Origin of the sequence: Streptococcus mitis (assembly GCF_000722695.1) — a bacterium.
GTDB classification, from domain to species: Bacteria; Bacillota; Bacilli; order Lactobacillales; family Streptococcaceae; genus Streptococcus; species Streptococcus mitis_O.
The window spans coordinates 41,229-65,710 of record NZ_JPFU01000004.1; the positions used below are offsets into that span (position 1 = coordinate 41,229).

22 protein-coding genes and 2 pseudogenes are annotated in these 24,482 nt (G+C 41.3%); 20 read left to right on the top strand and 4 right to left on the bottom strand.

The features are described from left to right. Positions 1–6 precede the first annotated feature (6 nt). Positions 7–969, bottom strand: a complete 963-nt coding sequence (locus SK629_RS01550) for an asparaginase (protein ID WP_042900288.1) — start codon at positions 967–969, stop codon at positions 7–9. Between the two features lie 65 nt (positions 970–1,034). On the opposite strand from SK629_RS01550, the gene SK629_RS01555 reads away from it, so the two are divergent. Beyond that, on the top strand, positions 1,035–2,420 hold the full coding sequence (locus SK629_RS01555; RefSeq protein WP_042900289.1) for a Cof-type HAD-IIB family hydrolase: 1,386 nt from the start codon (positions 1,035–1,037) through the stop codon (positions 2,418–2,420). Between the two features lie 33 nt (positions 2,421–2,453). Here the strand turns inward: SK629_RS01555 and SK629_RS01560 are convergent, their stop codons facing one another. Continuing rightward, positions 2,454–2,906, bottom strand: a complete 453-nt coding sequence (locus SK629_RS01560; protein WP_000079152.1) for a universal stress protein — start codon at positions 2,904–2,906, stop codon at positions 2,454–2,456. A gap of 161 nt (positions 2,907–3,067) precedes the next feature. Between SK629_RS01560 and SK629_RS01565 the strand changes: the two genes are divergently transcribed. The 3 genes from SK629_RS01565 (at position 3,068) to SK629_RS10915 (ending at position 5,548) form a co-directional block, all read left to right on the top strand. Then, a complete protein-coding gene (locus tag SK629_RS01565; protein WP_042900290.1) occupies positions 3,068–3,370 on the top strand; it encodes a hypothetical protein in 303 nt (100 codons plus the stop codon). Between the two features lie 156 nt (positions 3,371–3,526). After that, entirely contained in the window at positions 3,527–4,741 is a 1,215-nt protein-coding gene (locus SK629_RS01570) for a pyridoxal phosphate-dependent aminotransferase (RefSeq protein WP_000666462.1), read from the top strand. A gap of 231 nt (positions 4,742–4,972) precedes the next feature. After that, positions 4,973–5,548 (top strand): DUF2625 family protein, encoded by a 576-nt coding sequence (locus tag SK629_RS10915; protein ID WP_160165279.1) that lies wholly within the window; start codon positions 4,973–4,975, stop codon positions 5,546–5,548. A 371-nt stretch (positions 5,549–5,919) separates the two neighbouring features. On the opposite strand, the pseudogene SK629_RS01580 reads toward SK629_RS10915, so the two are convergent. Next, positions 5,920–7,088 (bottom strand): annotated as a pseudogene (locus tag SK629_RS01580) (IS30 family transposase). A 250-nt stretch (positions 7,089–7,338) separates the two neighbouring features. Between SK629_RS01580 and rpmH the strand changes: the two are divergent. After that, positions 7,339–7,473: a 50S ribosomal protein L34 gene (gene rpmH / locus SK629_RS01585; RefSeq protein WP_000831905.1), complete on the top strand. Its 135-nt coding sequence runs from the start codon at positions 7,339–7,341 to the stop codon at positions 7,471–7,473. A 136-nt stretch (positions 7,474–7,609) separates the two neighbouring features. After that, a complete protein-coding gene (locus SK629_RS01590; RefSeq protein WP_042900291.1) occupies positions 7,610–9,574 on the top strand; it encodes a peptide ABC transporter substrate-binding protein in 1,965 nt (654 codons plus the stop codon). Positions 9,575–9,860: 286 nt separating this feature from the next. Here SK629_RS01590 and SK629_RS01600 read toward each other — a convergent pair whose 3' ends face one another. Next, on the bottom strand, positions 9,861–11,705 hold the full coding sequence (locus SK629_RS01600) for an APC family permease (protein WP_042900292.1): 1,845 nt from the start codon (positions 11,703–11,705) through the stop codon (positions 9,861–9,863). A gap of 157 nt (positions 11,706–11,862) precedes the next feature. Here SK629_RS01600 and SK629_RS01605 point away from each other — a divergent pair, with 157 nt between their 5' ends. The 14 genes and pseudogenes from SK629_RS01605 to SK629_RS01670 all read left to right on the top strand — a co-directional run bounded on the left by SK629_RS01605 (position 11,863) and on the right by SK629_RS01670 (position 24,445). After that, positions 11,863–12,636, top strand: coding sequence for a TatD family hydrolase (locus SK629_RS01605; RefSeq protein ID WP_042900293.1), 774 nt, complete (start codon positions 11,863–11,865; stop codon positions 12,634–12,636). Next, positions 12,636–13,196 carry a ribonuclease M5 gene (gene rnmV / locus SK629_RS01610; RefSeq protein WP_042900294.1) on the top strand — a complete coding sequence of 187 codons (561 nt, stop codon included), beginning with the start codon at positions 12,636–12,638 and terminating at the stop codon, positions 13,194–13,196. Before SK629_RS01605 ends, rnmV begins: the two co-directional genes overlap by 1 nt. A gap of 71 nt (positions 13,197–13,267) precedes the next feature. After that, entirely contained in the window at positions 13,268–14,179 is a 912-nt protein-coding gene (locus SK629_RS01615) for a helix-turn-helix domain-containing protein (RefSeq protein ID WP_042900295.1), read from the top strand. 319 nt (positions 14,180–14,498) lie between these two features. Then, positions 14,499–14,978 carry a hypothetical protein gene (locus SK629_RS01620; protein ID WP_033676109.1) on the top strand — a complete coding sequence of 160 codons (480 nt, stop codon included), beginning with the start codon at positions 14,499–14,501 and terminating at the stop codon, positions 14,976–14,978. A gap of 756 nt (positions 14,979–15,734) precedes the next feature. After that, positions 15,735–16,030 (top strand): annotated as a pseudogene (locus SK629_RS01625) (lactococcin 972 family bacteriocin). Positions 16,031–16,106: 76 nt separating this feature from the next. Then, the gene (locus SK629_RS01630) at positions 16,107–18,137 is read left to right on the top strand and encodes a bacteriocin-associated integral membrane family protein (RefSeq protein ID WP_042900296.1); all 2,031 of its coding nucleotides are present in this window, start codon (positions 16,107–16,109) and stop codon (positions 18,135–18,137) included. Position 18,138: 1 nt separating this feature from the next. Then, the gene (locus SK629_RS01635) at positions 18,139–18,780 is read left to right on the top strand and encodes an ABC transporter ATP-binding protein (RefSeq protein ID WP_000565529.1); all 642 of its coding nucleotides are present in this window, start codon (positions 18,139–18,141) and stop codon (positions 18,778–18,780) included. Then, positions 18,773–19,081 carry a hypothetical protein gene (locus tag SK629_RS01640; RefSeq protein ID WP_000333264.1) on the top strand — a complete coding sequence of 103 codons (309 nt, stop codon included), beginning with the start codon at positions 18,773–18,775 and terminating at the stop codon, positions 19,079–19,081. The genes SK629_RS01635 and SK629_RS01640 overlap by 8 nt, the downstream gene beginning before the upstream one ends. A gap of 130 nt (positions 19,082–19,211) precedes the next feature. Next, on the top strand, positions 19,212–20,084 hold the full coding sequence (gene rsmA / locus SK629_RS01645) for a 16S rRNA (adenine(1518)-N(6)/adenine(1519)-N(6))-dimethyltransferase RsmA (protein ID WP_001216844.1): 873 nt from the start codon (positions 19,212–19,214) through the stop codon (positions 20,082–20,084). A 1-nt stretch (position 20,085) separates the two neighbouring features. Further along, positions 20,086–20,964 carry a ribosome small subunit-dependent GTPase A gene (gene rsgA, locus SK629_RS01650; RefSeq protein ID WP_042900297.1) on the top strand — a complete coding sequence of 293 codons (879 nt, stop codon included), beginning with the start codon at positions 20,086–20,088 and terminating at the stop codon, positions 20,962–20,964. Between the two features lie 10 nt (positions 20,965–20,974). Then, positions 20,975–21,631, top strand: a complete 657-nt coding sequence (gene rpe / locus SK629_RS01655; RefSeq protein WP_042900299.1) for a ribulose-phosphate 3-epimerase — start codon at positions 20,975–20,977, stop codon at positions 21,629–21,631. After that, positions 21,594–22,256: a thiamine diphosphokinase gene (locus tag SK629_RS01660; RefSeq protein WP_042900300.1), complete on the top strand. Its 663-nt coding sequence runs from the start codon at positions 21,594–21,596 to the stop codon at positions 22,254–22,256. The genes rpe and SK629_RS01660 overlap by 38 nt, the downstream gene beginning before the upstream one ends. 1 nt (position 22,257) lies before the next feature. Beyond that, the gene (rmuC, locus tag SK629_RS01665) at positions 22,258–23,514 is read left to right on the top strand and encodes a DNA recombination protein RmuC (RefSeq protein WP_042900301.1); all 1,257 of its coding nucleotides are present in this window, start codon (positions 22,258–22,260) and stop codon (positions 23,512–23,514) included. Next, positions 23,504–24,445, top strand: a complete 942-nt coding sequence (locus SK629_RS01670; RefSeq protein ID WP_042900302.1) for a 3'-5' exoribonuclease YhaM family protein — start codon at positions 23,504–23,506, stop codon at positions 24,443–24,445. Before rmuC ends, SK629_RS01670 begins: the two co-directional genes overlap by 11 nt. The last annotated feature ends 37 nt before the right edge of the window (positions 24,446–24,482 follow it).

Genomic DNA, 24,482 nt, shown 5'->3' on the forward strand with positions numbered 1-24,482 from the left:
AGAGACTTAGCCTTCCATATAGTCTTTCAAAGCTTGCCCTGTTAGTCCGGCATTGAGGGCAATGAGGAGTTTCAAGCGGGCTTTTTGGGCGTTGAGTTCTTTAACAAAGAAAATGCCTGCCTTTTGCAACTGCACGCCCCCACCTTGGTAGGCATAAACAGGTTCAGCAATACCGTTAAAGCATCGTGAAACCAGGGCGACTGGGATTCCTCTTTTCAGAAGGCTTTCTAATTTTTGAGCCGTTTCTTTGGGAATATTACCAGCTCCGAAGGCTTGGATAATCAAACCGTCCAATTGTTCCAAATCCAGCATATCAATCAGCTCATCTGTCATACCAGCATAAGCAGAGATGATAGGGACTAAGCCTTGTATGTGATTAAGGTCAAAGCGGACACGAGGTTCAGCTGTTTTAAAGTAGAGTATTTCCTGTTTCATGATCAGACCAAGTGGCCCGTGTGTTGGAGTCTGGAAGGTGCTGACGTTGGTCGTATGTGTTTTGGTGACATACTTGGCAGCGTGGATTTCATCGTTCATAACAACCAAAACTCCTTTGTCAGCAGCCTTGTCATCGCTAGCTACCCGCAAAGCACTCAGATAATTATAAACACCGTCACTACCGAGTTCGTTAGAGCTGCGCATGGCCCCTGTTAGAACGATAGGCATATGGGGAACTTCCATGGTATCAAGGAAATAGGCTGTTTCCTCTAAAGTATCGGTCCCGTGTGTGATCACCACTCCATCGTAGTTATCAGCTTCATCTCTAACTTTCTGGTAGAGGGCCAGCATATGCTTGGGTTTGATATGGGGGCTTGGCAGGTTAAACAAGTCCAAGGCGTGGACTTGGATTCCTTCAAGTGGGTTGGATACATGGTTCATGGGATTATCTGAACTAGTCACAACAGCGCCAGAAGCATCGGCCTGCATGGAAATAGTCCCACCCGTATGTAAAACAAGGATTTTCTTAGGCATGATTTACTCACTCTTTCTGAAATGTGGTATAATCATTGTATCACAAAAGGGGAGATTGGGATAGGATGGAAGTCAAAGCTGTTTTTTTTGATATCGATGGAACCTTGGTTAACGATCGCAAGAGTGTTTTGAAATCCACTAAGGACGCGATTAAAATTGTCAAAGAACAAGGGGTGTTGGTTGGTGTAGCGACAGGGCGAGGACCTTTTTTTGTTAAGGAATTGATGGATGATTTGGATCTGGATTTTGCGGTAACCTACAATGGCCAGTATATCTTTACTAAAGACAGAGTCTTGTTTACGAGCCCTATTTCCAAGTTACATTTGCGTCAGCTAATTTCTTATGCTAAAAAAGAGGGCAAGGAGATTGCCCTAGGGGCCAAGGATGCCATGCTGGGTTCTAAAATCATGTCTTTTGGTCTAGGGTCTTTTTCTCAACGAATCAGTCGCTTCGTCCCCTCAGTTTTAACTCGGGCAGTGAGTCATTCCTTTAATCGTATGGTCAGTAAGGTTGTTCCCCAAAAGGAAGAAGACCTACTTTACCTCATGAATCAGCCTATTTACCAAGTTTTGATGTTGATGACGCCAGAAGAATCTGAGAAGGCGGCAGCTGATTTTGAAGACTTGAAATTGACACGTAGCAATCCTTTTGCTGCGGATGTCATCAATCAGGGAAATTCAAAATTGGAAGGTATACGCCGAGTCGGGAAAGAATATGGCTTTGACCTCAACCAAGTCATGGCCTTTGGTGACTCAGATAACGACCTAGAAATGCTTGCGGGTGTCGGTATGTCCGTTGCTATGGGAAATGGTAGTAGCAGTGTTAAGGAAGTGGCCAAGCATATTACAACCAGCAATCAGCAAGATGGAATCCACAAGGCCTTGGAACATTTTGGTGTTTTGGCTTCAGAAAAAGTCTTTGTCAGCCGTGACTATCATTTCAATAAGGTCAAGACCTTCCACCACATGATGGATGAACGAACCCAAGAAGAACCTCGAGCTTGGGATTTAGAAGGTGCAACCCACAGGGCTGGTTTTAAAATAGAAGAATTGGTGGAGTTTGTTCGAGCTGCCAGCCCTTCTGAAGAGGATTTTGGTCAAGCTCTATCTCAACTTCATCAAGCCCTTGATAAGGCAGCAGATAAAGTAGCTAAGAAGACGCCTGCCCAGCAAGATTTGGTGGGGCAGGTGGATGCCTTGATTGACACGCTTTACTTTACCTACGGTAGTTTTGTCTTGATGGGGGTGGACCCAGAGCGTATTTTTGATATCGTCCATCAGGCTAATATGGGGAAAATTTTTCCAGATGGCAAGGCTCATTTTGATCCGGTGACCCATAAAATCTTAAAACCAGATGATTGGGAAGAAAAATATGCTCCAGAACCTGCCATTAAAAAGGAACTGCAGCGCCAGCTCAAGGCTTATGAACGCCATAAAGAGAGAAATAAATAGTAAAAAGGAGCTCTGTGCTCCTTTTCTTTGTGATTATAAGGTTTTTTCTTGTTCTCTCACAACCAGCAAATCGACCTTAGCATGGCGGAGGATGTATTCAGATGAAGAACCGACCAAGAGGCGTTCAAAGGCGTTGAGACCAGTTGCACCAACGAGGATGAGGTCCACTTCTTCAGCATCGGGAATAGTACGTGCTAGTAGGGTCTTTGGATTGCCCATTTCAATGACGATGTGAACATCTGTCACACCAGCATCTTTAGCACGTTTTTCGTACTCTTTCATCAGACTTTCAGCGTCTACTTGGAGTTCTTCGTAAACTTCAGCATCAAAGGTGGATACGCTTTGGAGTGCGCGTGTGTCAATGACATGTGCGATGGTGAGTTTAGCGTCGTTTCGTAGAGCAGAATGAACTCCCTTGACAAAAGCCAAGTCTGCTTCTTTAGAACCATCGATTGCGACCATGATATTTTGGTAACGTTGTGCCATAATGAAACCTCCTGAAATTTTCTTACTATAATTGTAAACCTTTTCACTATAGAAGTAAAGCAAAAAAAGTATTTTTCAAAAGAATGTTAGCGATTAAAATCTATATAAATATATGATAAAATAAAAGAAAGGATAGCAGGAAAGAAGTGAAGGGAGGGAGAATGATGAAAAACGCTTTTCAAGAAACAAAAAAATCAAATTTCCTTTATTATGGAATCATCCTAGTTTCAGTCTTGGTAGAAGTTGTCATAATCTGGCAATTAGAGAGACTGATTCCCCTTATTTATCCAGGTTTTGTTGGCTTTTTAGTCTTTCATTTACTCTACCATTTGGTATTATTCCTAGTTGCAAAACGAAGTGGGCGTTGGGATTACTTGATGATATGGGGACTTTTCCTCATGTTCAATCTTCTTTATGACTCCTTTTTAGGCTTGCTTTTTCTAGGTTTATCTTTTGGTATGTGATGTGACTTTGGCAAAATACCTGCTATCTCCCCTGTCTTGGCCTCGCTTTTAGCGAGGTTTTTCTTCTATCTTAATCTAGTAAAACATTTCAGCAAACTTGTCGCATTTTCTTTCTAGTGGTATAATGTTACTATCCTGAAGAATTGAGGAAACAAGATGAAAGAATATAACAAGTCTAGTAAGTTAGAGCATGTTGCTTATGATATCCGTGGTCCTGTTTTGGAAGAAGCCATGCGGATGCGAGCGAACGGAGAAAAGATTTTACGTCTGAATACAGGAAATCCAGCAGAATTTGGCTTTACAGCGCCAGACGAGGTCATTCATGACTTGATTATGAATGCGCGTGATAGTGAAGGGTATTCTGACTCTAAAGGGATTTTCTCAGCCCGTAAGGCCATCATGCAGTATTGCCAATTAAAGAAATTCCCAAACGTAGATATTGATGATATTTACCTTGGAAATGGTGTCAGCGAGCTAATTGTCATGTCCATGCAGGGGCTTTTGGACAATGGGGATGAGGTTTTAGTCCCAATGCCAGACTATCCTCTATGGACGGCCGCTGTCAGCCTAGCTGGGGGAAATGCCGTTCACTATATCTGTGATGAAGCTGCAGAATGGTACCCAGATATTGACGATATCAAGTCAAAAATCACTTCCAATACTAAGGCAATCGTTCTTATCAATCCCAACAACCCAACTGGAGCCCTTTATCCTAAGGAACTTTTGCTGGAGATTATTGAGATTGCCCGTCAAAACGATTTGATTATCTTTGCGGATGAAATTTACGACCGCATGGTCATGGATGGACATGTGCATACTCCTGTGGCGAGCCTGGCACCTGATGTCTTCTGTGTCAGCATGAATGGTCTGTCAAAATCTCATCGTATCGCTGGTTTCCGTGTAGGATGGATGGTCTTATCAGGACCTAAGACACATGTCAAGGGCTATATCGAAGGGCTCAATATGTTGTCCAATATGCGCCTTTGCTCTAACGTTTTGGCACAACAAGTCGTCCAAACTTCCTTGGGTGGTCACCAATCAGTCGATGAATTGCTCCTTCCTGGTGGACGAATTTACGAGCAAAGAAATTTCATCTACAATGCTATTCAAGAGATTCCAGGTCTCTCTGCTGTTAAACCCAAGGCGGGGCTCTATATCTTCCCTAAAATCGACCGCAATATGTACCGTATTGATGATGATGAGCAGTTTGTCCTTAATTTCTTGAAACAGGAAAAGGTTCTCTTGGTTCATGGTCGAGGTTTTAACTGGCAGGAACCAGACCACTTCCGTATCGTTTACCTTCCTCGTGTCGATGAACTAGCCCAAATACAAGAAAAGATGACTCGTTTCTTGAAACAGTATCGTAGATAGGGGTTCTATAAGGCTCAACTAGATTTTAGCGTTTTATCTCAGAGAAAGCGAACATTTTTATGATTTAAACGTTACCTCTCTGAGATTTTTATTTTCTTGGAAGAATACTGGGCAGGTATAACATCTTGAAAGATTAGAATTTATTAGAATCTTTAATATTACAAACATTAGTAACTATGAACTACAAGAGTAAAGATGAGTAGTGGAGAATAGGTAAATAAAATGATCACTATGAGAGAGATTCTTGAAAAATTTGATGAAAGTTCCAATGATATTAAGTTTTTAGAATTTAATAAAAAAATAACGGATACTATAGAAACACCACAAGAACTGAAGTTTATCTTAGAACATTTTTCTTATATAACTGTTAATGGTTATTTAAAGATTTTGGGGAATGACTCAGAGAATGGATTCATCTATTGTAATGAATTGTTTTCAAAATGTTATAATCCTAATCGTTGTTTGATAGCTTATGATATTTTGGGTGGTCTATTTGCAATAAATATTGAAAAATTAAATTCAATAGAATATTTTGCCCCCGATACATTAGAATGGGAGGATTTGGAGATAGATTATAAGGGATTTTTATATTGGGTGACTACAAATCAGTTAGACCTATTTTATCAAGAACTTATAGTATCAGATTTGTTCGAATTAGATTTATCGCTTGAAACGAATGAAGTTGTTTTGACCTATCCATTTATGTGGTCAATGGAGTACACTCCATCAGGTGCGGTTAGAAAAATAGTTCCTTTTAAAGAATTGTTAGAAATGAATGCTAATTTTTGTAGACAGTTTGGGATATGAAATCGGTGGCTTCAATATAGGAAATGTATGTTAGCAAGAATTATTTTTTACTGATTTATTCGCATCTGAAGAGAATGTTACTCTTAACTGTTTCTGATAAGGGCTTACATTCGAAAAAGGCTAAATTCGCAAATTAAGTTCCACCGCTAGTAGAAGTGGAAGTTAGTCTGATAAAAATCATAAAAACCAGTAGAATTCCGTGTCAGGGTAAGTTCCACTGGTTTTACTCATGCTTGATTTCATCGCTTCTGTAGCCGAAAGGAATCGAAAAAAAGAGCGCACAAAATCCCCTCATCTGAAAGCGTTTCAGATTAAGTTCCGCTATGGTGGAAGTTAGTGTGAGACGTTTGAATGGGGTTAAAGATTAGTTTTTAGAACTTATGTTGAAGTAATTTAGAAGACTGGCAGACGTCTTCTGCAGGTATTTTAGAAATGCCAAGAAGCTTAGGAATCTCTTCTCCATAAGTAAAGGCAAAGAGTTCATAGGCTGACTTTCCATTCAAAGCAGCGCGTTTGACACTGTTGACATGCGAGCAGACGAGATTGATGTCCTCTTGAGTTAAATTGTCAAAAGAAGTTCCCTTTGGTAGAATGTCGCGAATCAGCGTGTGATTTTTCTCGATTCTCCCTTTCTGGTCAGAGCGATTAGGGTCACAAAAGAAGAGTTTACTCTCTCCTCGCACATCCATTTCGATGTCATCAACCCTGGCAAACTCTCCACCATTATCTGTCAGGATGACAGGAAAGAGTTGGAAGAAATCTTTGTTCGCTTGGTAAAGAGTGTTCTTGATATCATAGAGGTGTTTGGTAACCTCAAGGGCAGTTTTATTATCCAGAAGTCTAGCGAAGATAAAGTTACAGAAAGATAGATTGAAGGTGAGTAGGACTTTATCTCCCATCCTCCCTATAACGGTGTCCATTTCCAGCCAAGAATTCAGTTGATTAAGGAATAAATAATTTTGGAAATCCTCATAGGAGCGGCCTTTTTTGGCTTCTTTAGGAATAGAAGGTAGTTTACTTTTCCGTCTTTCTTTAAATTTAACGGCTCTAGCAAGATCAATCGGAGCGATAGATAGGTAACCTTTTCGGATGTGTCGATAGACGGTTGAGGAGCTGACATCAAGGTTATGAGTTTTGAGGATATGAGATAGATGTGTTGTCCCTTTTTAACACCCTCAGAAATGATTTTATCCATTTTCCAGAAGGTTTTGGAATTGAGGGGAGTTCCTTCACGAGATTCAACAAGAGTTTGTTCGTACTGTTTTTGAGCTTGTTTAGCGAGGTAGAAGATTTTCTGATAGCCACAATTTTGTCTTCTTTTAGGGCATCCATTACAGACAAAGGGAACTTTATCGAGTAGAGGGCAAGGAAGGTTATGGCATGTAGACTCTCGGACTTGTCTGTTTCGTTTGACTTCTTTAGAAACAGTGGTCGGGTCTTTTAGAATAAGTTGGCCAATAGCTTTGAAGGTTTCACTGCGCTCTAAACCTAGTTGGATATCGTTACGGTCTGAAAGGGTAAGGTGTTTATGTTTTGTCATAGTAGACCTCATTTCTAACTCAAACGTCTCACACTTAATTCCACCATAAAAATCCGTTTTAGACTAATTTCCACTTTGGTCAGGCAAGTGGAAGTTACTTTGAGAAGTTACCCATTCGAAAAAGCTGGAAACATTTGCCTAGAGCTATTGACAAAAGTAAAAGAATCAGATAGAATAGTAAAGTATGTTTAGTAACTGATCACTTTATAGCCGGCTAAACGAATACAAAATCTATGAGGAGGTATTCATCGTGAAACGTACTTATCAACCAAGTAAACTTCGTCGTGCGCGCAAACACGGATTCCGTAACCGTATGTCAACTAAAAACGGTCGTCGCGTATTGGCAGCTCGTCGTCGTAAAGGACGCAAAGTTTTGGCTGCATAATCCAAACGAACTCTATCAAAAATCAGTAGGAACTCGAGTCTACTGATTTTTATTTTTGTAAAAAAGTACAAAAAGCTTTATATTTTTGCTCAAATGGTGTATAATATTTCACATACTGTAAAAATGGAGAATAATCATGAAGAAATCAAAAGTTATGCTTTTTGGAGCTATGGCTTTGACAGCAGGTCTAGCTCTAGCAGCATGTGGGTCTTCCCAATCAAGTAATGCAGACAAGACTTACTCTTATATCTTTGTCAATAACCCAGATACCTTGGATTATATTACTTCTACCCGAGACTCTACATCTAGTATCACAACCAACTTGATTGATGGGTTGTTGGAAAACGACCAGTATGGCAATCTTATCCCATCTATGGCTGAGTCGTGGACTGTGTCAAAAGATGGTTTGACCTACACTTATAAAATCCGTCAGGGGGCTAAATGGTACACTTCTGAAGGAGAAGAGTATGCGGATGTAACAGCTCATGACTTTGTGACTGGTCTTAAGTATGCGGCTGATAAAAAGGCTGAAAACTTGTACTTGGTACAAGATTCTATCAAAGGGCTAGCAGACTATGTTGAAGGGAAATCATCCGATTTTGGAACTGTTGGTGTTAAGGCAGTGGATGATTACACACTCCAATACACCCTCAACCAACCTGAGACTTATTGGAACTCTAAAACAACAGCAAGTATTCTTAGTCCTGTAAACGAAGCTTTCTTGAAGTCTAAGGGAGATGACTTTGGAAGTGTGACGCCATCAAGTATCTTGTCAAATGGTCCTTACTTGTTTAAGTCCTTCACATCAAAATCTTTGATTGAATTTGATAAAAATCCTAACTATTGGGATAAGGACAATGTCAAAATCGAGAAAGTGAAACTTTCTTTCTTTGACGGTTCTGACCAAGATAGCATTACAAGAGGATTTTTGGAAGGTAACTACACAGACGGACGTATCTTCCCAACAAGTTCAGTCTTTGCTGAACTCAAGAAGGGAAACGAGGATAAGATTACCTATACACCGCAAAACTCAGTTACTTTCTACTATCTTTTCAATGTGAATCGTCAAAGTTACAAGCAGACTATGAAACAGTCTGATAAGGAAAAGACAGATTCACGCGCAGCTATGCAAAATAAAGATTTCCGTCAGGCTATCAACTTTGCCTTTGACCGTCATGCTTATGCAGTGCAGACAAATGGTGAAGATGGAGCAGACCGTATATTACGTAACACAGTTACACCAAGTAACTTTGTCCAAGTTGGCGATAAGAACTTCGGTGACATTGTCAATGAGAAAATTGTCAACTACGGCAAAGATTGGGCAAATATCAACCTAAACGATGGTAAGCAAGCCTTCTTGAATCCTGACAAGGCTAAAGAGAAGTTGACTAAGGCCAAAGAAAGTCTGCAAGCTCAGGGAGTAACCTTCCCAATTCATTTGGATATGCCAGTTGACCAGACTGCTAAGTTAGATGTGCAACAGGCTGGTTCTTTCAAGCAAACAGTAGAAGCTACTCTTGGTAAGGAGAATGTAGTCATCGATGTTATCCAACTTTCTCCAGATGAAAAAGACCAAGCAACCTACTTTGCAGATACAGCAGAACAAAAAGACTACGATATTGACATCTCAGGATGGGGTGGAGACTACTCAGATCCGAAGACTTACCTAGCTATCCTTGATCCAGAGACAGGTTCTCAGTTGAAAAACATGGGCTTGTCTGAAGGAAAAGACAAGGAAGTGAAGGATAAGATTGGTCTTTCTAACTACAAGAAACTCTTGGATCAGGCAGATTCGGAAATCACAGATACTCAAGCTCGCTATGAAAAATATGCTGAAGCCCAAGCTTGGTTGACAGATAGCGCCCTCTTCCTACCAGTTCAAAGTGGTGGAGCTAATCCAATCTTCCGTAAGACTGTACCGTTTACAGGTCCATTCTCATTCGTTGGTCATAAGGGAAATGCGGACAACTACAAATATGTTGAATTGCAAAAAGAGCCAGTAACTGCTAAACAGTACCAAGAACTCTATGAAAAATGGCTAAAAGAAAAAGCTGAGTCAAATAAAAAAGCTCAGGAAGATTTAGCTAACCACATTCAATAATATTCCTAGTCATTCTTTTCAGTTAGTACTCAATGAAAATCAAAGAGCAAACTAGAAGCTAGCCACAGGCTGCTCGAAGCACTGCTTTGAGGTTATAGATAGAACTGACGAAGTCAGCTCAAAACATGGTTTTGAGGTTGTAGATGAAACTGACGAAGTCAGTAACCATACCTACGGCAAGGTGAAGCTGACGTGGTTTGAAGAGATTTTCGAAGAGTATAAGCATAGTGACTGGATTCAGAAAAAGGCCTTACCAGAGCTTCTTGGTTCTGGTAGGGCCTTTTCTTTATTCTTTTAAGTGATAAGAATAGCTAGCGACAACGACATCTTGGTGCCAACGGAGGGCGTATTTGAGTTTGAGACTCATCTGATTGTGCAGGATATTCTGCCAAGGTTTATTAGGGATAAACTGGGGGACGAGGACAGTGACTGTATAGTTCTTTTTCTGTGCTTCCTCGGAAATCCGTTTGACATACTTGACAGTAGGGGTGATGATGTCACGATAGCTAGTCTGGATGTTTTTCAGAGTAATGGTTGGGAAGTAATCGGCAAATTCTTGGAGAATTTCTTGATCTTTTTCTGCTGTTTCCTTGGTAGAAATATGTATGGCTAGGACTTCGTCACCGATACTTTGAGCGTAGTTAATGGCCCCGACACTGACTCGGGTGACATTTCCTACTAGGACCAGAACCAGATTGCCGTCGTAAGTACGTTTTTCGATTCCTTCATAGAGTCGCAGTTGTTGGGCTACTTTTTGGTAATGACTGTGAATTGCCAAGAAGAGTAGGGTGAGTACGAGAATAATCGGGAAGAAAGGCCAGATATCACTGAGACGGAAAAAGAGCAAGATTAGTACAATCGCGTAGCAAATGATTGCCCCAAGGATATTAGCAAGAGCAGGTTTTAAGAAGTTGGCCCCTTTTTCCTTTTTCCAATGACGAATCATCCCAGTCTGAGATAGGGCGAAGGGAACGAAGACTCCGATAGTATAAAGAGGAATCAAGCGTTCAGTATTCCCATTAAAAATGAGAAGAAGAATCATAGCCCCAAAAGCCAGAGTTAAAATTCCATTGGAGTAGCCTAGGCGGTCTCCTTTTTCCATAAAGAGATGGGGCATGTATTTGTTTTTAGCCATATTGTAAGCCAGCATAGGGAAGGCCGAAAAGCCAGTATTTGCAGCTACGGCCAAAATCAAGGCTGTGGAGAATTGGAAGATATAATAGCCAAGGTGACCTAAGAAGGAAGTGCCGAGGATGCCTTGAGCCATCTGTGAAAGAATAGTTTCTCCGTGTTGAGGCAGAATCCCCATCCAGTAGTTTAGGAAGGTGATACCAGCAAAAAGAAAACCTAAAATCAGTGACATAATGGTCAAGGTTTGAGCGGCATTCTTTTCTTTTGGAGCCTTGAAAAAGGGAACCGCATTTGAAATAGCTTCAACCCCTGTCAAAGAGGCAGATCCGCTGGTAAAAGCTCTTAGAATGAGAACGATAGACAGGCTCGGAACAGCATGCCCAATAGGTGAAGTTGCCTGATAGCTGAGAGAACCTGTCATTAGTTGAAAGATTCCATAGAGCAAGAGAAAGACAGTGCTGATGATAAAGAGATAGACAGGAATCATCAGTGAACTGGCAGATTCTTTTAAGCCCCGTAAGTTCAAGAGCATGAGCAAGCAAACCAGAAAAATGGAGATGTGGAGGTTGTAAGGGTGAAGGGCAGGGAGGGCAGCTGTAATGGCATCTGCGCCAGATGCTACAGAAACGGCTACGGTCAGCATATAGTCAACTAGAAGGCTGCCTCCAGCAATTAAGCCTAGCTGGGGCGATAGATTTTCTCGAGTAACCATATAGGCCCCTCCCCCTTGAGGGTAGGCATGGATGATTTGACGGTAGGAAACGGTCAGACTAGCTAGGAGCAGGAGTACAAAGAGGCCGATAGGAAGGCTCCACCATATAGCTAGAGGAGAGAGACTAGCCAAGACGAGGACTACTTGCTCAGGTCCATAGGCGATGGAGGACAGAGCGTCGCTTGACAACATGGCCAAAGCCTGCATTTTTCCCAGCAGACCTCCCTCGCCTTCTGTTAAGGACTTAAGAGGACGACCGATAAAGGTCTGTTTTAATTTTGTAAACATAGTTGTTTCCTTTGTTGAAAAATTCAATAAGTGTTATTATACTGCTTTGGAAAAGGAGCGTCAAGAGATGATGATGGGTTTTAGAATATTTTTTTCAGATGAGGAGAGAGGTCAGTTTTTTTGCTATAATAGTAGATAGAAAACGAGGTTAGAAGAGATGATTTTTGATACACATACACACTTGAATGTAGAAGAATTTGCAGGTCGTGAGGCAGAAGAAATTGCCTTGGCTGCTGAGATGGGTGTGACACAGATGAATATTGTTGGTTTTGATAAACCGACGATTGAGCGTGCCTTGGAGTTGGTAGATGAGTATGACCAGCTCTATGCGACTATCGGTTGGCATCCGACAGAAGCTGGAACTTACACAGAGGAGATTGAAGACTACTTGCTTGATAAGTTCAAGTATCCCAAGGTTGTTGCTTTAGGTGAGATTGGTTTGGATTATCATTGGATGACAGCGCCGAAAGAGGTGCAGGAGCAGGTTTTTCGCCGTCAGATTCAGCTATCTAAGGACTTGGATTTGCCTTTTGTTGTCCATACCCGTGATGCGCTGGAAGATACCTATGAGATTATCAAGAGCGAGGGAGTTGGTCCTAGGGGTGGCATTATGCATTCTTTCTCAGGGACGCTTGAGTGGGCAGACAAGTTTGTCGAGCTTGGCATGACCATTTCCTTCTCAGGAGTAGTGACTTTCAAGAAGGCAACTGATATCCAAGAAGTAGCTAAAGAGTTACCTTTGGACAAGATTTTGGTAGAAACAGATGCCCCTTACTTGGCACCAGTTCCTAAACGGGGTCGTGAAAATAAAACAGCCTATACTCGCTATGTAGTGGACTTTATAGCTGACTTGCGTGGGATGACGGCAAAAGAGCTAGCGGCAGTAACGACTGCAAATGCAGAACGAATTTTTGGATTGGACAGCAAGTAATGAAAGAGAAAATTTCCCAAGTTATCGTGGTTGAAGGGCGCGATGATACGACCAATCTCAAACGTTATTTCGATGTAGAGACCTATGAAACCCGAGGTTCTGCCATCAATGATCAGGATATAGAGCGGATTCAGCGCCTGCACCAAGGTCATGGAGTCATTGTCTTTACAGACCCAGATTTTAATGGGGAACGGATTCGGCGCATGATTATGACGGTCATTCCAACAGTTCAGCATGCCTTCCTCAAACGAGATGAAGCTGTTCCCAAGTCCAAGACCAAGGGGCGATCTCTGGGAATTGAGCATGCCAGCTATGAAGACCTGAAAACGGCTCTAGCTCAGGTGACGGAACAATTTGAATATGAGAGCCAGTTTGACATCAGTCGTAGCGACTTGATTCGCCTTGGTTTTCTAGCAGGAGCAGATAGTCGTAAGCGACGAGAATATCTAGGAGAAGCTCTCCGAATTGGCTATTCCAACGGCAAGCAACTTCTCAAACGCTTAGAGTTGTTTGGGGTCACCTTGGCAGAAGTGGAAGAAGCTATGAAATCTTATGAGTAGGAAAGATGTGATTGTTACAATTTTTTGAGCTTCACAGTATTTTTCGAAGCAGGTAGAAGAGGAGGCGTCTGATGTTAATTGGTCAAAAAATTAAAGAGATTCGGATAGAAAAAGGAATTAGTCGTCCAGATTTTTGTGGAGATGAGCAAGAACTGACAGTTCGTCAACTGTCGCGAATTGAAAGTGGAGCTTCGCAACCGAGTTTGCCCAAGTTAGACTATATTGCTCGCCGTTTAGGAGTTCCAGCTTATAGCCTTATGCCGGATTTTTCAGCTCTTCCTTCTGCTTATTTAGAATTGAAATACCAGATTTTACGTGAACCAATCTATGGTAAAGAAGAGGAATACGATAAGAAAGAAGCGTGTTTGGAAGAGATAGAGAACTTGTTTTATGAGCAACTTCCTAGTGAGGAAAAAGTATGGTTTGAAGCTACTAGAGCAACGATAGATGTTATTCGAAGCGAACGACCAGAATATGGGGAAACCGTACTGGACGATTATTTTAAAACAATTTATGATAAGGAATTGTTTTTGATAAATGAATTAGAAGTTATCAACTTATATTTTGCTATAGTGCTTACAAAGATAAAACAAGGTCAAAATCAGATTGAAGAAATTAACAGAATTCATTCGTTTTTAGTTCGTTTGACAAATCACGTAGAATTAATTGCACCAGAATATCTTTTTGCGTTAAGTAATACTTTGTTTTCAGGTCTAGCCTGCTTGGATAATTTATCGTCTTATGATTCGCTATCAACTTATATATTTAGCCTTAATCAGATAATGGAAAAGACACAAGATTTTCAAAAAAAACCAATAGTATTAATGTTGGAGTGGAAATTATCTCTAATAATAAACAATGATTATGTTTCTGCCGAACAGTTCTATCAGAAATCGAAGCTATTTGCTGATATAATAGAAAATTCTTATTTAGTTACTATGTTGGAGAAACAATGGCAAGAAGATTTAAAAAAATATTTATAAACATAGTGAAGTAGTGACAAGAATGTCCTTGTTTTAGCATGGAAACAGTTCTAAAGTTCGTCTTTAGGACTATTTTTTTATATATAAGCTAAAAATGACACGAAATGGTTGTATTTTAAGGACATTGATGTCATTGATAGTGTGATAAAGATGGAGTATAATGACTATAAAAGTTCATTTCAGGGTGCTATTTTGACAATTTAGAGAAAAACAAATAATTTTAGAATATCATTTGGTAATATAATAGTATCAACGTTGATAATGGAAAGAGGAGCAAGTAACTCAATAATCTTGCGACAAAATAAGAGGAGGAAACAAAATGAAAAACAAAATTATAACAAAAACAGTAGTTGTTTTAAGTTGCTTTTTAACATTAAGTACTGTTGCTCTCCCATCTGCAACTGTTTTTGCTTCTACATATTCAGTTTCGGATAAAGCAACTCAAGTTTCAAAACGTTCTACGGCAACTAATAGTGAAGGAAAACATATCTACGTAGATAACGGACGTATATTAGAATTTGATAAAGATACTGTTTCGCAAGAGGATATCCAAGCTGCTAAAATGGACAGAGGAAAGTGGTCTTTTTCAGTTACAGCTATTCGAAAAGGTTATAGTAAACTCCCTTCGAATGTTAAAAGATGGATAAATCAATATATAGGATTGAATTCTATATTGAGTACACTAGAACACTTTACTGGTTGGATTGAAGATGGAATCTACCAGGCCTGTAAGCGTGCAGGTATGCCAGATTGGATGGCTTGGACAGTAGCTAAAGCTTTGACCTTGATAGCACTATAGTTTATGAAAAATTAAAAAAATACCTTCCATTCTTTTTCTGTTTACTATACCTAATACACGGAATACTTGATTTATCAACTTTAAATATTTTAGGTGCAATCTTTAAAATTATAATTAGTACTTTGGGTATAATAGTTACATATCCGTTTTATAAAGAAGGAGATGAATAATTTAAAGAAATAATTCTGTAATCAGTCTTACTTAGTTATTCTCATAGTAGTAGGAATAATCCGTGTTTACCATCTGCGAGTAATAAATAATAATCCTTAAAAAAGTCTCTGACAACTAGTGATTGATTTTTCTCGGATTAGTTTCACACAATTGTTTATACGAATGATTGGAGATTATGTTAAATTTACTTTGTGGTATTTTGCAATCAGAGTACATCAAATAGGCATCTTTTTATGTGTCCTTCGTTTTACAATAGGGTAAGAATATTTATAAACATAGTGAAGCAATGACAAAAATGCCCTCGTATCAAAACAGTTCTAAAGTTCGTCTTTAGAACTGTTTTTTAGATATAAGCTAAAAATAATATGAAATAGTTAGATTTTAAGGACATTGATGTCCTTGATAGTGTGATAAAGATGGAGTATAATGACTATAAAAGTTCATTTCAGGGTGCTATTTTGATAATTTAGAGAAAAACAAATAATTTTAGAATATCATTTAGTAATATAATAGTATCAACGTTGATAATGGAAAGAGGAGCAAATAACTCAACAATCTTGTAATCAAAAATAGAGTAGTATCAATATGAAACAAACAGTTAAAAAATTAGCCCTTGTAGCGAGCATTGCAGAACATTAGGTGGAGGTGTAGCAGTTGTCTCTGCTGCCGTTCAATACCCAGAAGGTGGTGTTTGGACTTATGGTTCAGCTAACGGCGGTGCTTACTCAAACTACTATCACTCTTCAAAATATCATAGCTCAACAGTTGTTAGCAGAAAAACTGGTTCATCTGACAAGGGATATGCTGATGCTGGAGGGACTTCTCGTGCATGGATTCGTACTTCTTGGGGAGAGAAAGTTGCATTCTACTATAATGTTTAGAATGGTATAGCCCTATTGTTTAGCTTTACTTGGTCACCTTCTCACTAAGTGACCAAGTAACTTTTTGGAGGAAATGATGAAACGTTTATTTATTTTGATTTCAATGGTATTGGTATCGCTTTATATGGTGATAACTTCCGTTGACCATCGAGAAGAGATTTTATTTGGTAACTATCCCTCTGTTGATGTGACAGGAATGGTGATAAATCAACCAGTAGCTGGTCGTGAAGAGGTGACAGAGGCTTTGAGTCACTTGGCGGTAGAGCATAATAGTCTCATCGCCCGTCGGATTGTTGAGCCAAATGAAGCTGGAGAAACACGCTTTACCTATGCCACTTATGGTCAGGGAGAGCTTCCAGCAGGTCTGACCATTTCCTCCAAGGAGAGTGCAGAAACGAGTGATTTATTAGGGTCTTACTTGATTGTGTCAGGAAGTTTGGATGGAGTGAGTTTACAGACCACCTTGAAAGAACTTGGCTATCAAGGATTTGTTTCGAATGGAGAAGATCCATTTTCGATAGTCTTACTATTGACTGTCACCCCTATGGTGCTACTGAGTTTAGCTATTTTTCTGCTGACCTTTATGAGTTTGACTCTGATTTATCGGATAAAATCCCTCCGTCAAGCAGGGATTCGTTTAATAGCTGGTGAAAGCTTGTTTGGGGTTGCTCTCAGACCAGTATTAGAAGATATGAGACAGCTTATCTTCTCGGTGCTGGTATCCAGTTTTTTGGGATTGGGGGTTCTCTGGTATCAAGGTGCCTTGTTTATGGCAACGGTGCAACTGGTCATCATTGGTCTTTTGCTTTATGGATTGGCCTTGGTAGGGATTTCTACCTTATTAAGTGTCGTGTATCTACTTGGTTTACAGGAAAATAGTCTGGTGGATCTATTGAAAGGGAAACTCCCTCTCAAACGGATGATGACATTGATGATGGTGGGGCAACTCTTGGCCGTGCTGGTGGTCGGCTCGAGTGCGACTGCTCTCCTACCCCACTACCGTGAAATGCAGGAGATGGAGAGAGCTAGCGATAAATGGAGTCAGTCCTCAGATCGTTACCGTCTATCCTTTGGTTGGTCTAGTGCATTTGCCGATGAAGAAGGAATGCGTAAGGATAATCGTGAGTGGCAGACATTTACTGAAGAACGGTTAGCCAATACAGACTCTTTTTATATCATGAGCAATGTTGACAAATTCTCAAATGGCGCAGAAGTGGACCTAGATGGCAATCGTCTCAGTGACTATACACCGTCAGGGAATGTCATCTATGTCTCACCGCGCTATCTGATAGAAGAAAAGATTACCGTTTCTTCAGAGTTTATGGACAAGATGCAAAACTTGTCTGAGGGAGAGTTTGGGCTGATCTTACCTGAGAGCTTGCGAGAGCAGTCTGCCTACTATCAAGGATTATTTACAGATTACCTGCAAAATTTTTCATCTGAAAGTGTAGAGGCGACGAGTCAGAAACACTACCTCCCACAGGTAAGGCTAGCTTTTACAGAAACAGGACAGGAACGCTTCCTCTATAACGATGGGTACAAGACGACACGCCAGTACCTAAAAGATCCGATTATTGTAGTTTTAACGCCGCAAGCGACTGGAACAAGACCTGTTGCAGGGATGTTATGGGGAACTACGGCTAATAGTGCCTTGAAACTAGATCGATATGGAGACAGCATCACAGCTCTAAAAGAGCAAGGTCTGTATCACAAGGTTTCTTACTTGGTAAAAAGCCAGCTATTTTTTGCCAAGGTACTCAATGACAAACGGATGGAGTTTTACTCTCTCCTTATTGGGACGATTTTGACCCTGTCTACGGCTATCTTGTTATTTGATTCCATGAATCTTCTCTATTTTGAGCAGTTTAGACGGGAGATCATGATTAAACGTCTTTCTGGTATGACAATCTATGAGCTTCATGGCAAGTACTTACTGGCGCAAGGAGGAGTTCTCTTGCTTGGCCTAGTCCTATCTAGTGTTTTGACAGGAGATAGCTTGATTAGCGCTTTAGTTGTAGCTTTATTTACTCTTAACGCCCTCTTGATTTTAGTAAGGCAGGATAAAAAAGAAGAAGCTGGTAGTATGGCAGTATTGAAAGGAAAATAAGATGATTGATATTCAAGGATTGGAAAAGAAGTTTAATGACCGCGCGATTTTCTCTGGTTTAAATCTCAAGCTGGAGAAGGGCAAGGTTTATGCCTTAATCGGAAAGAGTGGAAGCGGAAAGACGACTTTACTTAATATCTTAGGAAAGCTAGAAAAGATAGATGGTGGAAGGGTTCTCTATCAGGGGAAAGATTTAAAAACCATTCCCACTCGCGAGTATTTTCGAGACCAGATGGGCTATCTATTTCAAAATTTTGGCCTTTTAGAAAACCAATCAATCAAAGAGAATTTGGATTTGGGCTTTGTTGGTCAGAAAATCTCAAAAGTAGAACGTTTGGAAAGGCAAGTGGAGGCTTTAGAAAAGGTTAATCTAGGGTATTTGGATCTAGAACAAAAAATTTATACTTTATCTGGGGGAGAGGCCCAACGAGTTGCCCTTGCGAAGACTATTTTGAAAAATCCACCCTTGATTTTGGCAGATGAACCAACAGCAGCTCTTGATCCTGAAAATTCAGAGGAGGTTATGAATCTCTTGGTGGGCTTGAAAGATGAAAATCGAATGATCATCATTGCGACCCATAATCCCCTAGTCTGGAATAAGGCCGATGAAATCATTGATATGAGGGAGCTTGCTCATGTGTGAAAAAATTCGTATTCGCAGGGTATCTGATTATCCTAGTGCCAGAGGTGGTTTAGAAGATATTCTCATCATGGAAAATATGACCAATCATCTCCTTTTGGTTCAAATCCGAGTGAATGGCTATTTGCTTGATTTTGCTAGCATTGAAGGGCAAAGGCAAAAGCATTATCGTTTGAAAAATTTACCTCAAACGGTTGAACTGACAGTGGACGATGTGGAGGAGGATGTAGATTTGACCCTACCTGAAAATCGAAGTTATCAAGAAGCTGATTTTTTCGAACGGATGTTTCGAGAGAACCGATAAATCCACCTTTAAAGATTTTCAAGACTATCTTTCTTCATGAGGAAAGATAGTTTTTTGGTATGATTTTCACCCCCAAAATACAAGGGGAATGTGTTACAATAGTAGTAGCAGATAATAGAAAAGAGAATAGATGAGAATTGCAGATTATAGCGTGACCAAGGCAGTGCTGGAGCGTCACGGTTTTACCTTTAAAAAGTCCTTTGGGCAAAATTTTTTGACGGATACCAATATTCTTCAAAAGATTGTAGATACGGCTGAGATTGATGACCAGGTTAATGTTATCGAAATCGGGCCAGGTATTGGTGCCTTGACGGAGTTTCTGGCTGAGCGTGCAGCAGAGGTCATGGCCTTTGAGATTGACCACCGTTTGGTGCCGATTTTGGCAGATACCCTACGTGATTTTGACAATGTGACCGTAGTCAACGAGGACATTCTCAAGGTCGATTTGGCGCAACATATCCAGAATTTTAAAAATCCTGACCTGCCAATCAAGGTAGTGGCTAATTTGCCTTACTACATCACAACGCCCATTCTCATGCACTTGATTGAAAGTGGGATTCCTTTTAGTGAGTTTGTGGTCATGATGCAAAAGGAAGTGGCGGACCGCATTTCCGCTCAACCGAATACCAAGGCTTATGGTAGCTTGTCGATTGCGGTTCAGTACTACATGACTGCCAAGGTTGCCTTCATCGTACCTCGTACGGTATTTGTGCCAGCGCCAAACGTGGACTCTGCTATTTTGAAAATGGTACGTCGTCCAGAACCAGCCGTAGTAGTGGAAGACGAGAACTTCTTCTTTAAGGTTTCCAAGGCTAGTTTTACCCATCGCCGCAAGACCTTGTGGAATAACTTGACAGGTTACTTTGGTAAGACTGAAGAGGTCAAGGACAAACTGACCAAAGCTCTAGACCAAGCAGGCTTATCACCAAGTGTGCGTGGGGAAGCTCTCAGCTTGGCAGAATTTGCCAGCCTAGCAGATGCGCTTAAAGGGCAAGGACTTTAAAATGCAGGGACAAATCATTAAAGCCTTGGCTGGGTTCTACTATGTAGAGAGTGATGGCCAAGTCTATCAAACACGCGCGCGTGGGAATTTCCGTAAAAAAGGCCATACTCCCTACGTTGGGGATTTGGTCGACTTTTCTGCGGAGGAAAATTCAGAAGGCTATATCCTCAAGATTCACGAACGGAAAAACAGTCTGGTTCGTCCGCCTATTGTCAATATTGACCAAGCTGTGGTGATCATGTCCGTCAAGGAACCGGACTTCAACAGCAATTTACTGGATCGCTTCTTAGTTCTTTTGGAACACAAAGGCATCCATCCCATCGTCTATATTTCCAAGATGGACCTACTGGAAGATAGAGGGGAACTGGATTTTTATCAACAGACTTATGGTGATATCGGCTACGATTTTGTAACCAGTAAAGAGAAACTCCTTCCTTTGTTAACTGGCAAGGTTACAGTTTTCATGGGGCAGACAGGTGTTGGGAAATCAACTCTTCTCAATAAAATCGCACCTGATCTCAATCTTGAAACAGGAGAAATCTCAGACAGTCTGGGTCGCGGTCGCCATACCACTCGAGCTGTTAGTTTTTACAACCTCAATGGGGGTAAAATCGCAGACACACCAGGCTTTTCATCACTGGATTATGAAGTATCAACGGCTGAAGACCTCAATCAGGCATTTCCAGAGATTGCCACTATCAGTCGAGACTGCAAATTCCGCACTTGTACCCATACCCATGAGCCTTCTTGTGCGGTCAAGCCAGCTGTAGAAGAAGGAATTATTGCCACCTTCCGTTTTGACAACTACCTGCAATTCCTCAGTGAGATTGAAAATCGCAGAGAAACCTATAAAAAAGTCAGCAAAAAAATTCCAAAATAAGGAGAAACCTATGTCTCAATACAAGATTGCTCCGTCAATTCTGGCAGCAGATTATGCCAACTTTGAACGTGAAATCAAACGCCTAGAAGCAACTGGGGCAGAATATGCCCATATCGATATCATGGATGGGCACTTTGTGCCACAAATCAGTTTTGGTGCAGGTGTGGTCGAAGCTCTTCGACCTCATAGCAAGATGGTCTTTGATTGCCACTTGATGGTGTCAAACCCTGAGCATCATTTAGAAGACTTTGCGCGTGCAGGTGCGGATATCATCAGTATCCATGTGGAAGCAACACCTCATATTCATGGTGCCCTCCAAAAAATTCGTTCACTCGGTGTTAAACCTTCGGTTGTCATTAACCCTGGTACGCCTGTTGAAGCGATTAAGCACGTGCTTCACCTAGTTGACCAAGTCTTAGTCATGACGGTTAACCCTGGCTTTGGTGGGCAAGCCTTTCTACCAGAGACCATGGATAAGGTCCGTGAGTTGATTGCTCTACGTGATGAAAAAGGCTTGAACTTTGAAATCGAAGTCGATGGCGGGATTGATGGCCAAACTATTGCTCAAGCCAAAGAAGCTGGTGCGACCGTTTTTGTAGCAGGTTCCTATGTCTTTAAGGGAGATGTCAATGAGCGAGTACAAACTCTCAGAAAACAACTGGACTAGGGTTGCCGTTTTTGCAGGCGGAGACCGCGGTCATTATCGGACGGACTTTGATAGTTTTGTCGGTGTGGATCGAGGATCGCTCTGGGTCTTGGAAGAAAATCTATCTCTTGCTCTAGCGGTTGGAGATTTTGATTCTGTGACCGAAGAAGAGCGACAGGTGATTCAAAAACGTGCCCAGCATTTTGTCCAAGCCCGACCAGAAAAGGATGATACAGATCTGGAATTGGCTCTCTTGACTATCTTTGAGAAAAATCCTCAGGCTCAGGTCACTATTTTCGGTGCTTTGGGTGGCCGTATTGACCATATGTTGGCCAATGTCTTTCTACCTAGCAATCCTAAGTTAGCCCCCTATATGCGCCAGATAGCGATTGAGGATGGGCAAAACTTGATTACCTATTGTCCAGAAGGGACCAGTCAGCTAGAACCCCGCTCGGACTACGACTATCTAGCCTTTATGCCAGTTCGGGATAGCCAGCTGACCATTCTCGGAGCCAAGTATGAGTTGACAGAGGAAAATTTTTTCTTTAAAAAAGTGTACGCTTCTAACGAATATATAGATAGGGAAGTGTCGGTGACTTGCCCAGATGGCTATGTGGTTGTCTTGCATAGCAAGGACAGGAGGTAGGATGGAAAGTTTACTTGTTCTATTATTAATTGCCAACCTAGCTGGTCTCTTTCTAATTTGGCAAAGGCAGGATAAGCAGGAAAAACATCTCAGCAAGAGCCTAGAGGATCAGGCCGATCATCTGTCAGACCAGTTGGATTATCGTTTTGAACAAGCCAGACAAGCTAGTCAGTTAGATCAAAAAGATTTGGAAGTGGCTGTCAGTGACCGTTTGCAAGAAGTGCGAATGGAATTGCACCAAGGCTTGACTCAGGTCCGTCAAGAAATGACAGATAATCTCTTGCAAACTAGAGATAAGACCGACCAACGGCTTCAAGCCTTGCAGGAATCAAATGAGCAACGTCTAGAACAAATGCGCCAAACGGTCGAGGAAAAACTAGAAAAGACCTTGCAGACGCGCTTACAAGCTTCCTTTGAGACAGTTTCCAAGCAACTGGAGTCTGTCAATCGTGGCCTTGGAGAAATGCAGACAGTTGCCCGTGATGTTGGAGCCCTCAATAAGGTTCTCTCAGGAACCAAGACGCGAGGAATTCTGGGTGAATTGCAATTGGGGCAAATCATTGAAGACATCATGACCCCTGCCCAGTACGAAAGAGAATACGCAACGGTTGAAAACTCCAGTGAACGAGTGGAGTATGCCATCAAGTTACCTGGACAAGGCAACCAGGAATATGTCTACCTGCCGATTGACTCCAAATTTCCTTTGGCTGATTATTACCGTCTAGAAGAAGCCTATGAAGCAGGAGATAGGGATGAGATTGAACGCTGTCGTAAGTCACTCTTAGCAAGCGTCAAGCGCTTTGCCAAGGATATTAGGAACAAGTACATAGCACCACCTCGGACGACCAATTTTGGAGTTTTATTTGTCCCTACCGAAGGTCTCTACTCAGAAATCGTTCGCAATCCGGTCTTCTTTGATGATTTGAGGCGGGAGGAGCAGATTATTGTCGCAGGTCCAAGTACCTTATCAGCCCTTCTTAACTCCCTATCGGTTGGCTTCAAGACTCTCAATATCCAAAAGAGTGCCGACCATATCAGCAAGACTCTTGCCAGTGTCAAGACCGAGTTTGGCAAGTTTGGTGGTATTCTGGTCAAGGCACAAAAGCATCTCCAACATGCCTCTGGCAATATTGAGGAATTATTAAACCGTCGCACTACAGCTATCGAGCGGACGCTCCGTCACATTGAGTTGTCAGAAGGTGAGCCTGCGCTTGATCTACTCCATTTCCAAGAAGATGAGGAAGAATATGAAGATTAGTCACATGAAAAAAGATGAGCTATTTGAAGGCTTTTATCTAATCAAGTCAGCTGACCTGAGACAAACTCGCGCTGGGAAAAATTACCTAGCCTTTACCTTCCAAGATGATAGTGGCGAGATTGAAGGGAAACTCTGGGATGCCCAACCTCATAACGTTGAGGCCTTTACCGCAGGTAAGGTTGTCCACATGAAAGGACGCCGAGAAGTTTATAACAATACCCCTCAAGTCAATCAAATTACCCTTCGCCTGCCTCAGCCTGGTGAACCCAATGACCCAGCTGATTTCAAGGTCAAGTCACCAGTTGATGTCAAGGAAATCCGTGACTACATGTCGCAAATGATTTTTAAAATTGAAAATCCTGTTTGGCAACGGATTGTCCGAAAGCTCTACACCAAGTATGATAAGGAATTTTACTCCTATCCAGCTGCCAAGACCAACCACCATGCCTTTGAAACGGGTTTGGCTTATCATACGGCGACCATGGTGCGCCTGGCAGATGCCATTAGCGAAGTCTATCCACAGCTCAATAAGAGTCTGCTCTATGCGGGGATTATGCTGCATGACTTGGCTAAGGTCATCGAGTTGACGGGACCAGACCAGACCGAATACACAGTGCGAGGCAATCTCCTTGGGCATATAGCTCTGATTGATAGTGAAATTACCAAGACGATTATGGAACTTGGCATTGATGATACCAAGGAAGAAGTCGTTTTGCTCCGCCATGTCATCCTCAGTCACCACGGCTTACTTGAGTATGGAAGCCCAGTCCGTCCACGCATTATGGAGGCAGAGATTATCCATATGATTGACAATCTGGATGCCAGCATGATGATGATGTCAACAGCTCTTGCTTTGGTGGATAAAGGAGAGATGACCAATAAAATCTTCGCTATGGACAATCGTTCCTTCTATAAACCAGATTTAGATTAATAATTTAAGAAAAATGAACATTTTTTAGGATAAGAAT